General features: G+C 31.5%; 12 protein-coding genes. All 12 read left to right on the top strand.

The features are described from left to right. Positions 1–52: 52 nt before the first annotated feature. The 12 genes from BGS40_RS01405 (at position 53) to BGS40_RS01350 (ending at position 14,985) form a co-directional block, all read left to right on the top strand. On the top strand, positions 53–718 hold the full coding sequence (locus tag BGS40_RS01405) for a cell division ATP-binding protein FtsE (RefSeq protein WP_002856386.1): 666 nt from the start codon (positions 53–55) through the stop codon (positions 716–718). Next, positions 705–1,511 carry an FtsX-like permease family protein gene (locus BGS40_RS01400; protein WP_087704720.1) on the top strand — a complete coding sequence of 269 codons (807 nt, stop codon included), beginning with the start codon at positions 705–707 and terminating at the stop codon, positions 1,509–1,511. Before BGS40_RS01405 ends, BGS40_RS01400 begins: the two co-directional genes overlap by 14 nt. Next, the gene (locus BGS40_RS01395) at positions 1,508–2,701 is read left to right on the top strand and encodes a murein hydrolase activator EnvC family protein (RefSeq protein ID WP_096738254.1); all 1,194 of its coding nucleotides are present in this window, start codon (positions 1,508–1,510) and stop codon (positions 2,699–2,701) included. Before BGS40_RS01400 ends, BGS40_RS01395 begins: the two co-directional genes overlap by 4 nt. Positions 2,702–2,752: 51 nt before the next feature. Then, the gene (gene pyrH, locus BGS40_RS01390; RefSeq protein ID WP_002854049.1) at positions 2,753–3,472 is read left to right on the top strand and encodes a UMP kinase; all 720 of its coding nucleotides are present in this window, start codon (positions 2,753–2,755) and stop codon (positions 3,470–3,472) included. 10 nt (positions 3,473–3,482) lie between these two features. Beyond that, positions 3,483–3,707 carry a DNA-directed RNA polymerase subunit omega gene (locus BGS40_RS01385; RefSeq protein WP_002853464.1) on the top strand — a complete coding sequence of 75 codons (225 nt, stop codon included), beginning with the start codon at positions 3,483–3,485 and terminating at the stop codon, positions 3,705–3,707. Further along, positions 3,691–5,886, top strand: coding sequence for a RelA/SpoT family protein (locus BGS40_RS01380; RefSeq protein ID WP_052793711.1), 2,196 nt, complete (start codon positions 3,691–3,693; stop codon positions 5,884–5,886). Before BGS40_RS01385 ends, BGS40_RS01380 begins: the two co-directional genes overlap by 17 nt. 11 nt (positions 5,887–5,897) lie before the next feature. Beyond that, positions 5,898–7,103 (top strand): tyrosine--tRNA ligase, encoded by a 1,206-nt coding sequence (tyrS, locus tag BGS40_RS01375; RefSeq protein ID WP_002859323.1) that lies wholly within the window; start codon positions 5,898–5,900, stop codon positions 7,101–7,103. Then, positions 7,100–8,191: a nitronate monooxygenase gene (locus BGS40_RS01370; RefSeq protein ID WP_096738253.1), complete on the top strand. Its 1,092-nt coding sequence runs from the start codon at positions 7,100–7,102 to the stop codon at positions 8,189–8,191. Before tyrS ends, BGS40_RS01370 begins: the two co-directional genes overlap by 4 nt. Further along, a complete protein-coding gene (locus tag BGS40_RS01365; protein ID WP_096738252.1) occupies positions 8,191–10,170 on the top strand; it encodes an N-acetylmuramoyl-L-alanine amidase in 1,980 nt (659 codons plus the stop codon). The genes BGS40_RS01370 and BGS40_RS01365 overlap by 1 nt, the downstream gene beginning before the upstream one ends. After that, positions 10,167–12,008 (top strand): bifunctional tRNA (5-methylaminomethyl-2-thiouridine)(34)-methyltransferase MnmD/FAD-dependent 5-carboxymethylaminomethyl-2-thiouridine(34) oxidoreductase MnmC, encoded by a 1,842-nt coding sequence (gene mnmC, locus BGS40_RS01360; protein WP_070306291.1) that lies wholly within the window; start codon positions 10,167–10,169, stop codon positions 12,006–12,008. Before BGS40_RS01365 ends, mnmC begins: the two co-directional genes overlap by 4 nt. Before the next feature lie 119 nt (positions 12,009–12,127). After that, positions 12,128–13,267, top strand: coding sequence for a hydrogenase small subunit (locus BGS40_RS01355; protein ID WP_052781660.1), 1,140 nt, complete (start codon positions 12,128–12,130; stop codon positions 13,265–13,267). Positions 13,268–13,269: 2 nt separating this feature from the next. After that, entirely contained in the window at positions 13,270–14,985 is a 1,716-nt protein-coding gene (locus BGS40_RS01350) for a nickel-dependent hydrogenase large subunit (RefSeq protein ID WP_004305674.1), read from the top strand. Positions 14,986–14,988 lie beyond the last annotated feature (3 nt).

Below are 14,988 nucleotides of genomic sequence, written 5' to 3'. Positions count from 1 at the left end.
GCAAAAATAAAGCATAATTTAAAAATTTAAAAAGGGAAATTAAGGAAAAAGGATGCCTAATTTAATCCAAGCAAATAAACTTACTTTAGGTTATGATGAACTAGTTATTAAAGAAGCGAGCTTTGCTTTTAAGGATGATGATTTTGTTTTTATTACGGGTAAAAGTGGGAGTGGTAAGAGTACGCTTTTAAAGTCTTTTTATGGAGATTTAGAACCTATTTCTGGTAAACTTGAAGTATGTGGATCTTTGATGAATAAAATTGGAAATTTAGAACTTTTAAAATTACGTCAAAGAATAGGGATTATTTTTCAAGATTATAAACTTGTACAAGAATATAGTGTTGAAAAAAATGTTATGTTGCCTTTAATGATTAAAGGTTATAGCAAAAAAGTATGTCATGATCAAGCTGCTAAGCTTTTAAAGCATGTAAATTTAACTTTTAAAGCAGATAAATTGCCTAATCAACTTAGCGGTGGTGAGCAACAACGCGTCGCTATGGCTAGGGCTTTAGCTCATAATCCAAAGCTTTTGCTTTGCGATGAGCCAACGGGAAATTTGGACGAGTATTCTTCTGATATTATATGGACTCTTTTAAAATCTGCTAGAGAGCTTTTAGGAACTTGTGTTATAGTGGTAACACATAGAATTCCTAGTAATTTAAGAGTGGATTATCGTCGTTTTAATATAGAAAATGGAAAAATGAATGAAATTTTTTAAAACACATTTATCTTTAATTTTACCTTTACTTTTTATGATGTTTGCTTTTGAATTTATTTTGGTTACAAATGCAACTTTAAAGCATTATGAAGAACTTGTTAATAAAGATTATAATATTATAGTTGTCAGCAAAACTGAACTTGATCAGAATGTAGTAAAAACAAAAGTACCATTTTTTGCTAGACTTGAATCTTTAGATCCTAAGGATTTAATTGATCGTTTGAAAAATGATGTTTCTGAAAAGAATTTGAAAGTCTTAAAAGATTCTCTACCAAAATTTTATACTTTAAAATTAAATTCTTTGCCCGATCAAAATGAACTAAATTCGATTAAAAATCAACTTTTAAATATTGTAGGTGTTAGTAAGGTTGAAACTTTTTCCAAAACCCATGATAAGATATACTCTTTGCTTATTTTGATGAAATTTGTTTTTTGGTTATTTTTGTTTATCATTATTTTACTTGCCTTTGTTTTGTTTTTAAAGCAGATGAGAATTTGGCTTTATGAACATACCGATCGTATTGAAATTATGTGTTTATTTGGAGCTCCGTTTTGGTTTAGATCTTTTATGCTTTATAAGGTGGTTGTGGTTGATTGTTTTATCGCTTTTGTTATTTTACTTGCCTTTTTTACCCAAATTTTTGATCTTTCTATTATCCAAGAAAGCTTAAAGGCTGTAGATATTATTTTTCCACCTATTAATTTTATTTTGCATTTGACTTTAATTTTTTTAGCTACTTTGTTTATTTGCTTGTTGTGTGTAAATACGGTTATGTTCAAGGTTAAAAGATGAGAAAAAATATTCTTATCTTTTTTTGTTTTTTTTTGTTTGTTGATATAAGTTTAGCAAACGCTATAAATGAAAAAACAAAAAGTTTAGAAGAAAATAAACGCATACAAGAACAGCTAAATAAAAAACTTGAAGATTTGGCTAGTGATATTTTAAATGGTGAAAAAAGTTTGAAAGATTTAAGTTTGCAAATTGAAAGCTTAAATTTACAAACTTCTAAGCTTGAAGCAAGTGCTAAGGCTCAAAATCAAGAGTTAAACACCCTTGCAAGCCAAAATGAAGATTTGCTTAAAAGTAAATCAAATATGGAAAGTAAGCTTATATCTTTGATGGCTAAAGATTTTGCCTATGATTTACCTATTCCTCAAGGCTATATCGAAAGTGAAGAAAGTTTTGTGGCTTTTGAAATTTTAGGGAGTTTAAACAAAGTTTTAAATGAAGAAATTTTTAAAATTTCTAAAGATTATGAGGGAGTAAGCAGACTTATTGATGATAAACAAGCTCAGATTAAGAAAATCAATGATAGTCTTAAGGATTACAACGCTCAATTAGTCAAGCTTCAAAGTTTAAAACAAAAACAAATTAGTGAAATTAATAAACAAAAAACAGATCGAACCATATATGCAAAAAAACTCGATGACTTACAAGCTCAGCAAGAAGAGCTTAGAAAAACATTAAATCAATTAAAAATTATTAATAATAAAGAAGGTGCAAATTTAAATAAAAATGATACTAAAATAGTAAAAAATAATCAACAAATAAGGCAATTAGGTTCAAGCTATCAAGGAAGTTCAGTCAAGCGTTACACAGGAAAAAAAACCATAGCTCCATTGGATTCTTTTACTGTGAAGCAAAAATTTGGAAATTATGTTGATCCTGTTTACAATCTTAAAATTTTTAACGAGAATGTAGTTTTAAGAAGCAATAAAAGCGATGCAGTTGTTAAAAATGTGCTAGATGGAAAAATAGTTTTTGCCAAAGATACTAGTATGCTAGCTCGAGTTGTTATTGTTGAACATGATAATGGCATACATACAATATACGCACATTTAGATAAGATTGCTCCTAATATTAAAGTTGGTAAGAATATTAAAAAAGGTGCTGTAGTGGGTAGAATAAAAAATGATCTTACTTTTGAAGTAACTCAAAAAAATTTTCATATCAATCCTTTGGAACTCATTAGCTTAAATTAGCTAAATTTAATGGAATTTAAAATATAATTTCAAGTTAAATAAGGAGAAATAATGCAAGAGAGAAAAAGAGTTTTAGTAAAATTTTCAGGAGAGGCTTTAGCGGGTGAAAATGGCTTTGGTATAGAAAATTCTATTTTAAAATTCATAGCTTCAGAGATTAAAGAACTTATAAAAAATCAAATAGAAGTAGGCATAGTTATAGGCGGTGGTAATATTATTCGCGGAGTAAGTGCTGCTAAGGGTGGATTGATTAAAAGGACAAGTGGAGATCATATGGGGATGCTTGCTACGGTTATCAATGCTATTGCTATACAAGAAGCTTTGGAAAGCTCTGGACTTGAAGTTAGGGTTCAAAGCGCCATTCAGATGGAAGCATTTTGTGAAACTTATATTATGAGAAGAGCGCAAAGACACTTGGAAAAGGGTCGTGTTGTGGTTTTTGCTGCAGGTACTGGAAACCCTTATTTTACTACAGATACAACAGCTATTTTAAGAGCTGTGGAAATTGATGCAGATATGGTAATAAAAGCTACAAAAGTTAATGGAGTTTATGATAAAGATCCAAAACAATTTGATGATGCAGTATTTTTAAATACTTTGAGTTATGATGAGGCTATGCAAGATAATATTAAAGTGATGGATGATACAGCTATAGCTTTAGCTAAAGATAACAAACTTCCTATTGTGGTTTGTAATATGTTTGAAGAGGGTAATTTACTTAAAATCATACAAGGTGATACTAGCCTTTGTTCAATCGTTAAAAATAATTAAGGAGAAAATTATGGATAAAAGAATAGAAGAAGTAGCGGCAAAAGCTTTAGAAAAAATGGGTAATGATAGATATCGCCTTTCTTTAGTGGTAGCAAAAAGAGCGGAACAATTGGCGAATGGAGCAACCCCTTTGGTAGACTTTGATAAAAATAAAAATAAACTTGCAGATATAGCCTTATATGAAATTGCAGAAAATAAAATCACTTTAGAGGGTTTAGTTGAAACCAATCGATGAAGAATTATTGCTCGAACAATTAATCGATAATGTAAAAAATTGTAAAGATTTAGAAGCTGCTAAGGCTTTGCTTTTCGAAATTTGTGGTCATGATGCCATTCTTGAAAAAGCGGTAGATTACTGTATATTTTGCCATGAAGGGCAGTTTAGAAAAAGTGGAGAGCCTTATGCAGTACATCCTATTTTAGTAGCAACATTAGTTGGATTTTTAAGTGAAAATAAAAGCAATATTTTAGCTGCTTTATTGCATGATGTGATCGAAGATACAAACTGCACCGAAGAAGAACTTAGAGAGCAGTTTGGTTCCGAGGTTTTAAAACTTGTTTTAGGGCTTACTAAAATTATAGAAATTAGAGAAGATAATCTCATTTCATCAAAATCTAAAAAAAGTTTAACTAAATCAGCCTTGACTTTCAGAAATATGCTTTTAGCAAGCATTGAAGATGTTGGGGTTTTGATTGTGAAGTTATGTGATAGGCTGCATAATATGCTTACTCTTGATATTCTAAGAGAGGATAAGCAAAAAAGAATCAGCGAAGAAACTTTAGTTGTATATGCTCCAATAGCCCATAGACTTGGTATTTCAAGCATAAAAAATTATTTGGAAGATCTTAGTTTTAAATATCTTATGCCAGATGAGTATAAGCTTATTGACAATTATATCAACTCTAATAATCAAGAAATGCAACTAGGTTTAAATGAATTTATTTCCAAAATCGAACTTTTATTTTTGAGCAATGGTTTTAGACAAGGTAGTTTTGAAATTCAAAAACGCATTAAACATAGCTATTCTATTTATCTTAAAATGCAAAGAAAAGGTATTGGTATTGAAGAAGTTCTTGATTTACTTGGGGTAAGAATTTTGGTTGAAAAAGTAAGTGATTGTTACTTAGCTTTGGGAATTTTACATACACATTTTAATCCCTTGGTTTCGCGTTTTAAGGATTATATAGCCTTGCCTAAACAAAATGGTTATCAAACTATACATACCACACTTTTTGATGCTAAAAGTATTATAGAGGCACAAATTCGAACTTTTGATATGCATAAAATTGCGGAATTTGGTATAGCAGCTCATTGGAAATATAAAGAAGATGGCAGCGTGGTTGCGCCTCGTCTTGATTGGCTTACAGATATTTCAATGCAAAGTATAAACAATCTTGAAAATGCAGAAGATTATAATGCTATTGAGCTTTATGAATATGCTAAAGATAGTCTTTATGTTGAAGATGTCGCAGTTTATTCTCCTAAGGGAGAAATTTTCACTTTGCCTCGTGGTGCAACGGTTCTTGATTTTGCTTATGAAGTGCATACCAAAGTAGGACTTCATGCAAAAAGTGCTTATGTAAATCGTATTAAAGTACCTTTGTTAACCGAGCTTAAAAATGGCGATATTGTGCGAGTGGTTACTAGCAATGATAAATTTTATCGCTGTTCTTGGATAGATAGTGTTAAAACAGGAAAAGCAAAAGCAAGTATAAGGGAATTTTGCAAGCAAAAAATCAGAGAGATTAATTTAGCAAGCTCTATTAATATGTTAAGTTTTATTTTTGGAGTTGATAAAAACAGAATTGAAATTTGGATAGAAAAAGAAAATTTAGCCAGACGTATTAGACAAGTAGCAACAGATAGTGCTTATTTGAAAGATATAGTTAATGGTCTTAAAAAATACGCCAAGAAGTCATATTGGTTTGATAAATATGAGATTAAAGAACAAAAAATAGGAAATTTTACTCTATATTGTAACCATAAAATTGCTAATGTGGATTTTGATTTTTGCTGCCATCCAAAAAGAGGTGATGCTGTTTTAGCTTTTGTTAAAAGTGGTAACGCTATTGTCCATCATAAGCTTTGCGATAGAGCTGATAAAATGATAGATAATAATCAAGATATGGTATTTATAAAATGGGATTCTAACATCCCTAAATCTTATAAATTGATTTTTTCTTTGGAAAATAAAAAAGGTGTTTTAGCGGAATTTTTGGCATTTTTAGCTAAAATGCAGATAAATCTATTAACAATTAATTTATCAAGTGATTTAAATTCGGCGGTAGATTATTTTGAGATTACAATGGAAATTCCTGATAATATTAATCCAGATAGTGTCAAGGATAGGTTAAAATCTCGTTGCAAGATTTTAGATTTTACATCTTTAAATGATGCTTATAAAGAAGGTTAAAAAGGTTTATTATGGATATAAAAAAAATATTAGCAGAAGTTAAGCGTGGTTGTGCAGAGCTTATTGATGAAGAAAGAATAGAAAAATTAATTAAAAATTATTATGAAAAGGGTGAAAATTTCTTTATAAAGGCGGGGTTTGATCCTACAGCGCCTGATTTACATTTAGGTCATAGCGTGGTTTTAACAAAAATGGCTTTTTTGCAAAAACATGGAGCTATTGTGCAGTTTTTGATTGGAGATTTTACAGGACAAATTGGCGATCCAAGTGGAAAAAGTGCAACGCGTAAAAAGCTGGATAAAGAGCAAGTTTTAATCAATGCTAAAACTTATGAAACGCAGGTTTTTAAGGTTTTGGATAAAGAAAAAACACAGATTAAGTTTAATTCTACTTGGCTTAATGAACTTGGAGCCGCGGGTATAGTAGAGCTTACTTCAACTTTTAGTGTAGCTAGAATGCTTGAGCGTGACGATTTTACCAAGAGATTTAAAGAGCAAAGTCCTATTTCGATTTGCGAGTTTTTGTATCCTTTACTTCAAGGATATGATAGTGTGGCTTTAAAAAGCGATATTGAAATGGGTGGAACGGATCAAAAATTTAATCTTTTGATGGGAAGACAGCTTCAAAGAGTTTATAACATAGGAAAAGAACAAGCTGTGATTATGATGCCTTTACTCGAAGGTTTAGACGGTGTAAACAAAATGAGTAAGAGTTTAAATAATTACATTGGTGTTACAGAAAAAGCTAATGATATGTATGCTAAAATTTTAAGTATTAGTGATGAATTGATGTTTAGATATTATGAACTTTTAAGTCAAAAAAGTCTAGAAGAAATTGCGCAAATAAAAAAAGATATAGAACAAAGCAATTTACATCCTAAAAAAGCTAAAGAAAATTTAGCTTTAGAGATTACAGAGCGTTTTCACTCCAAAGAAGAGGCTAATAATGCTAAGTCTGAATTTGATAGAATTCATTCTCAAAATGCTTTGCCAAGTGATATGGCTGAGTTTGAAATACAAGGAAAAATTTGGCTTGCTAAGGCTTTGGTTGAATGTGGTTTGGAAAGTTCTACTTCTGCGGCAAGAAGAAGCATCAGTGCTAATGCAGTAAGTGTAAATTCTCAAAAAGTTAGCGACGAGCAAATGTATTTAGAACAAGGAGAATACATCTTACAAATAGGTAAAAGAAAATTTGCAAAATTAAAGGTAAAAGAATGAATTTACAACCCTTACAAATAGGAAAACATACTATAAAATATCCCATTTTTCAAGGGGGAATGGGACTAGGCATAAGCTGGGATAGATTAGCTTCTTCAGTTTCTTTAAATGGTGGTCTTGGGATTATTTCTTCTGTGGGAACAGGATATTATGAAGAAAGAAAGTATGCAAGTAAAGAATTAAACGCTAAGCCTTATGGAAGTGAAAATTTTTACTCACGCAAGGGTTTGCAAGCTTTGATTAATAATGCAAGAAAAGTTTGTGGCGATGCACCTTTGGGGTGTAATATCTTATGTGCAAGTAATGATTATGCAAGAATAGCACGCGATGCTTGTGAGGTTGGTTTTAATGTGATTGTTTCAGGTGCTGGACTTCCTACAAATTTACCTGAATTTACTGCAGATTTTCCTGATGTGGCTTTAGTGCCTATCATTTCATCTGCAAAGGCTTTAAAAATTATTTGCAAAAGATGGCAAAGCCGTTACAATCGCTTGCCTGATGCAGTGGTTTTAGAAGGGCCAAAAAGTGGAGGTCATCAAGGTTTTACTTATGAGCAGTGCTTAGATCCGAATTATCAGCTAGAAAAATTAATTGCTCCTGTGGTAGAAGAGGCTAAAAATTGGGGGTCTTTTCCCGTGATTGCTGCAGGTGGAATTTGGGATAAAAAAGATATAGAAAATGCTATTTCTTTAGGGGCTAGTGGTGTTCAAATGGGAACGCGTTTCATAGGAACTTTTGAATGTGATGCGAGTGAAGAGTTTAAAAGCGTTTTGCTAGCTTCTAAAGAAGAAGATATAGAGCTTATTAAATCTCCTGTGGGCTATCCTGCTCGTGGAGTTAGAACCAATCTTTTAAATTTGGTAGATAAAAGAATGGGTCCAAAGATTAATTGTATAAGCAATTGTGTAGCGCCTTGTGGACGTGGAAAAGAGGCGACTAAAGTAGGGTATTGTATAGCAGATAGGCTTTTTGATGCGTGGTCAGGCAAAAAAGAAACAGGACTTTTCTTTACAGGTGCAAATGGATATCGTTTAGATAAGCTTATCAGTGTTAAACAACTTATGGAAAAATTGGTTAATGGTGAATAATGGCTAAAATTTTTGTATTTTTAGTATTTGCTTTCACAACTCTTTTTGGAGCTTATGAAAATGAACTTGCAAATTTTGATAAAAATTTTATCGGTTCTAAAAGTGAAGTGCAAGTAAAATTTCACCATCAGCTCAAAAGCCTTTATATACAAAGTGTTATTAATGAAGATGAAAAAACTAAAATTGAAATTTTAAAAAGATTGATCATCAGTTCAAATACTTTAAATTTAGATGACAAGTCATATGCTAATGAGTTAAAAGAAAGTGGTATAAGTGAAGCAAGTATTAATGCTTTAAGAAAGGCTGTTATTAAAGATATTAAGGTTCAAAATATTTCTCAAGACACTGAAAAATCAACTTTTGAACCTATAAAAACAGTTCAAAAAAATGAAAAAAAATCATCTAACGAACAAATAAAAAATACAGAAAAAACAAATTCTAAAACTTCGCAAGCACCAAAGAGCAGTATCGTTTCTAAAGCAAAAAGCGATGATAAAATTTATGTTTTAAAGTCAAGTAAAACAAACCAAGGTGTAGAGTTTGAACTAAATGCAGATTTGGATAAGGATCAATTAAAAAGTTTTGTTTTAGACGAAAAAGGAAACTATCGTTTTATTAGTGATTTTGATGGGGTTTTAGAAGGGGGTAAAAAAGAGTTTAAATTTGATGACTATCGTTTAGTGATTTCACAATTTAATCCCAAAACCATACGCATAGTGGTTTATGCTAAAGAAAAAATTCCTATTGATATATCTTTTAAAGAAGAAAAAATAATTTTTTCAAAAGAAACTACTAGCCAAAAAAAGACTGAGCAAGTTAGTAAAATTTCAGAGAAAAAGCAAGATCAAAAAACAGAAATTAAAACCAAAGTTTTAGAAACAAAAAAACAAGATAAAAAAACCAATAATGAAAAAGAAAATCAAGAACCTTTATATGTTTTAGATGTGGATAAAATTTCTAATGCTGTGGTGTTAAATTTAAGCGATGATTTAGATGAAAAAGAAATAGCAGTATTTGATACCAAAGATCAAAAATTCCGATATGTTGTAAGTTTTAAGGGTGTGTTAGAAGGTAATAGAAAAAGCTTTACTTTTGGACAAAATGTGATTACAGTTACTCAATACAATCCAAAAACCGTTCGTGTGGTTTTGAGTGCTCCTAAAGAATTTAAACTTTTCAAGGAGTTGGATAATAATAATCTCACTTTAGGTTTTTATATACAAACTACAAATCAAAATGCAAACAAAAAAGCAACTCAAAGTTCTAGTAAAACTTTAAATACAAATTACAAATCAGGAAAGCTTGTGGTTATCGATGCGGGGCATGGTGGAAAAGATAGCGGTGCTTTAAGTGATAAAAAAGGAAGTTTAAAAGAAAAAGATATAGTTTTAAGTACGGCTTTAAAACTTGGAAATGAACTTAAAAAACGCGGTTATAAAGTGCTTTATACTAGAAGTTCGGATAAATTTATCAATCTTCGTGATAGAACCAAATATGCCAATGATAAAAGAGCGGATTTGTTTATTTCTATACATGCTAACGCAGCACCAAATGCCACAAAAGCCAAAAGTAGCGAAGGCGTGGAAACTTTCTTTTTAAGTCCTGCAAGAAGTGAAAGAAGTAAAAAGGCAGCAGAAAAAGAAAATCAAGGGGATTTTGAAGAGATTAATTATTTCTCAAAACAAAGTATTTTAAATTTCTTAAATCGTGAAAAAATCGTTGCTTCAAATAAACTAGCCATTGATGTACAAAAAAATATACTCACTCAAACACGCAAAAAGTATAAAATTGTAGATGGCGGTGTAAGAGAAGCGCCTTTTTGGGTTTTAGTAGGTGCGCAAATGCCTGCAATTTTGATTGAAATTGGCTATATTACACATCCAAATGAAGGCAAAAGAATCGCCAATAAAGCTTTTCAAGATTTATTGGTTAAGGGTATTGCCGATGGAGTTGAGAGTTATTTTTATAATAACCGATGAAAAAAGCTAAGCTAATTTTTAAGGATAATACTCCTTTTTCTTTGGATTTTGATGATTTTTATTTTAATTCCAAAGATGGCTTAAATGAAAGCAAATTTGTTTACACTCATTCTTTTGAATGGAAAAATCAAGAAAATTTCATTATCGCAGAGAGTGGTTTTGGTATAGGTTTAAATTTTTTTCTTACTTTGAAACGCTTTTTAGAAACCACTCCTTCTAAGCGTCCTAAAAAACTTTTTTATATCAGTATAGAAGCTTTTTATATCGAAAAAGAACAATTAAGAGAAATTTATCAAAAACTAGGATTTTATGAAGAGTTTAAAGAGCTTTTAGAACAATTTTTAAAATTTTATCCTAAGGCTAAAGAGGGAATTTATCGTTTTTATTTTGAAGATTGTTTTTTAGATCTTGTTTTTGAAGATATAGCTGTTTTAAAAGAATTGGATTTTAAAGCTGATGTTTGGTATTTAGATGGATTTTCTCCAAATAAAAACTCGCAAATGTTTGATGAAAATTTAATCTTTGAGGTGGCAAGGCTTTCTAAAAAAAATACACAAATTTGCACCTTTTCTTCGGCAAGTTTTTTGCAAAAAAATTTAAAAAAATATGGCTTTAGAGTAGAAAAAACCAAAGGTTTTAGAAAAAGAGAAATGATTAAAGCTTATTTGGAAAATGAGCTTGAGTTTAAAGACAAAGAAGCGTATTTTTCAAGAACATTTTCATCTTTAAAAAATAAAAAAGTAGCTATTATTGGTGCAGGTATATCAAGCGCTGTTTTAGCTTATGAGCTTAGTTTAAGAGGTTTTGAAATAGATATTTTTGAAAAACATTTAGAATTAGGCAAGGGTGCAAGTGGAAATGAAAGTGGAATTTTAAGCTCTTTAATCTTAAAGCCTAAGGTAAATTTAGGGGAGTTTTCAGAGCTTTCTTTTATAGAGGCAAGTCGTTTTTATAGACAAATTTTAGATTTAGAATTTAAGGGTGTGGTGGAGTTTGCACATAATGATTTAATGCAAGAAAGATTTGACACGCAAAGAGAAAATGTTTTGTTTAAAATTTCAAAAAATCAAGCTTTTTTAGAAGAGGGTGGAGTGATTTTTCCAAAAAAATTGGTTAAAAATCTTTTTGAAAAAAGCAAAGCTTGTATATATTTTAATCATGAATTTCAAGCTTATAAATTTGAAAATGGGTGTTTCAGTTTAAAATTTAAAAATGATGTTGTTAAAAGTGATTATGCGGTTTTGATTTATGCCATGGGTGCAGATGCAAAAGACTTTGTTTTTTATGATGAGATGAAATTAAGCAAAGTAAGAGGTCAAGTTACACATCTAAAACCTTTTTTAGATACCCCATTTCCTTTATCTTCTAAGGCTTATATTTGCCCTGTAAAAGATGATTTGCAAGTAATTGGTGCAAGTTATGATAGGCTTAATGCAAGTTTAGAATCAAAAGAAGAAGATGATAAACAAAATATAGAAAATATAGCCGATTTTATGGATAAAAATACAAAATTAGAAATCATAGGTTCTAAAGTAGGTTTTAGATCTTATTCGAGTGATCGCTTTATGATAGTTGGAAATGCTTATGATGAAGCGTTTTATAAAGAAGAATATAAAGCTTTATTATGGACAAAAAATAAGGAGCAAAAACCAGCTAAAATGTCTTGTAATTTGTATTTTAATTTTGCTCATGGGTCAAGGGGTTTTAGTACAAGTGTTTTAGCGGCAAGGTATTTGTGTGCATTGATAAATAATGAACCCTTGTGTTTAGAAAAAAAATACATCCACGCTATTCACCCTGCAAGATTTTTGATTCGCAAACTTAAAAAAGGCTTATGATTAAGCTTTAATTAAGAGTGATGCTAATATTTGCTTATGATAGTAAGTTTTTAACTTTATTTTAACTTCCTTTATTTTATTATTATAGAGAATAAATTTCATGTTACAAAGGAAATATAATGATTGATTATCATCAAATAGAGTCGCGTTTATCGACTCTTGAAAAGCTTCCTTCTTTGAAAGATAATGATAGCATTGCAAAGGCATTAGAAAAGTCAGGTTTTTCTAGAAGGGATTTTATGAAATGGGCAGGTGCTATGACGGCATTTTTGGCTTTGCCAGCGAGTTTTACTCCTATGGTGGCAAAAGCTGCTGAGCTTGCTGATAGGCTTCCTGTTGTGTGGCTTCATATGGCTGAGTGTACAGGCTGTAGTGAGAGTTTGTTAAGAAGTGATACTCCAACGATTGATAGTTTGATTTTTGATTATATTTCTTTAGAATATCACGAAACAGTGATGGCTGCAGCAGGTTGGCAAGCTGAAGAAAATTTAGAAAGTGCTATTCAAAAACATAAAAATAAATATATTTTAATGGTTGAAGGCGGTATCCCTATGGGTGATACGGAGCATTTTTTAACCATAGGTGCACATGGAAAAACAGGCTATGAGCTTTCAAAAATGGCAAGTGAAAATGCTTTGGCGATTTTTGCTATAGGAACCTGTTCTAGCTTTGGAGGAATCCAAGCCGCAAGACCAAATCCTAGCAACGCGCAGCCTTTAAGCAAAGTAACAAGTAAAACTGTGATCAATGTTCCAGGCTGTCCTCCAAGTGAAAAAAATATAGTGGGTAATGTACTTCATTATTTATTATTTGGTGAGTTACCAGCACTTGATGTGTATAATAGACCAAAATGGGCTTATGGTTTAAGAATTCATGATCTTTGTGAAAGACGCGGACATTTTGATGCGGGTGAATTTGTACATGCTTTTGGAGATGAAGGAGCAAAACAAGGTTTTTGTCTTTATAAAGTAGGTTGCAAAGGACCTTATACTTTTAATAACTGCTCAAGAGAGAGATTTAACCAGCACACTTCTTGGCCTATTCAAGCAGGGCATGGTTGTATAGGTTGTTCTGAGCCTAATTTTTGGGATACTATGGGACCTTTTGAAGAGCCTATGGCTAGTCGTAAATTTGATACTGTTTTTGGTTTGGGTGCGGATAGTGTTTCAGATAAAATTGGTATAGGTGTGCTTACACTCACAGGCGTTGCTATAGCAGCACACGCAGTTATATCTTCCATGCAAAAAGATAAGGAATAAAAATGAGTCAAAAAATAATCGTAGATCCTATTACAAGAATTGAAGGGCATTTAAGAGTTGAAGTTGTTGTTGATGATAACAATGTGGTAAAAGAAGCTTATGCAGGCTCTACTTTGTGGCGTGGTATTGAAACCATAGTAAAAGGTCGTGATCCAAGAGATGCGGGTTTTATGACGCAAAGAATTTGCGGAGTTTGTACTTTTTCACATTATAAAGCAGGTATAGTTGCTGTTGAAAATGCTTTAGGTATTACTCCGCCTTTAAATGCGCTTTTAACAAGAACTTTAATGAATGCGGCTTTATTTTTACACGATCATATTGTGCATTTTTATCAACTTCATGGGCTTGATTGGGCTGATGTGGTAAGTGCTTTAAGTGCTGATGTTAAAAAAGCAAGTGATGAAGCTTTTAAATACACTCCAAATCCTTATGCAACAGGTGCAGATAAACTTCTTGAAGTGCAACAAAGACTGAAAACTTTTGTAGATAAAGGAAATTTAGGACCTTTTGCTAATGCGTACTATGGTCATCCAACTTATCGTTTAAGTCCTGAGCAAAATTTAATCGTTCTTTCTCACTATCTAGAATGTTTAAGAATTCAAAGAATCATTGCTCAATGTATGGCGATTTTTGGAGCTAAAAATCCACATCCACAAAGCTTAACCGTTGGTGGTGTAACTTGCGTTATGGATTTACTCGATCCTGCAAGAATGGGTGAATATATGGTTAAATTCCAAGAAGTGCAAGACTTTGTTAATCGTGCGTATTATCCTGATCTTGTGATGGCAGGAAAAGCTTATGCACATGAAGCAAGTGTTTTAAATGATATAGGGGTAAATAATCTTTATACCTTTAAAGAATTCCAAATCGGAAGAGATGAATGGCTTTTTGAAAGTGGTATTATTAAAAATGGAGATTTAAGCAAGGTTTATGAAGTAGAAGAAGATAAGATTACTGAAGAGGCAACTCATTCTTGGTATGCAGACAATGAACCTTTACATCCTTATGATGGCAAAACAAATCCAAATTATACAGGACTTGTAGATGGAGAAAGCGTAGATCATCATGGAAATAATGTCCATTCTAAAGTGTTTGATACTAAGGGTAAATATAGCTGGATTAAAGCTCCACGCTATGAAGGAAATCCTATGCAAGTAGGACCTTTAGCAAATATCGTTGTAAATTATGCTAAAGGTAATCAAAATGTTGTTCCTGTGGTAGATGAGTTCTTAAAAGAAACAGGACTTCCTTTAAATGCTGTATTTAGCACACTTGGAAGAACAGCTGCTCGTTGTATTGAAGCAAAAATCGTTGCAAATAATGCTTTAAAAGCGTTTAATAATTTAGTTGAAAATTTAAAAGTAGACCAGAGTACTTGTGCTCCTTATGTGATCGATAATTCTAAAGAATACAAAGGACGCTATATGGGGCATGTGCCACGCGGAACATTAAGCCATTGGTGTAGAATTAAAAATGGTGTTATTGAAAATTGGCAAGCTGTGGTGCCTTCTACTTGGAATGCAAGTCCAAAAGACGCAAATGGCGTAGGTGGAAGTTATGAGCAATGTTTGATAGGACTTAAAATCGCTGATGTAAAACAACCACTTGAAATCATTAGAAAAATTCACTCTTATGATCCTTGTATTGCTTGTGCGGTGCATGTAATGGATACTAAGGGCAATAATCTAAGTGAATATAAAGTGAATGTCAATTTATAAGGA

Origin of the sequence: Campylobacter sp. 107, from assembly GCF_002383835.1 — a bacterium.
Taxonomy (GTDB): Bacteria; Campylobacterota; Campylobacteria; order Campylobacterales; family Campylobacteraceae; genus Campylobacter_D; species Campylobacter_D jejuni.
Note: the sequence above shows the minus strand (reverse complement) of the source record. Positions and strands in the feature narration are given on the sequence as shown.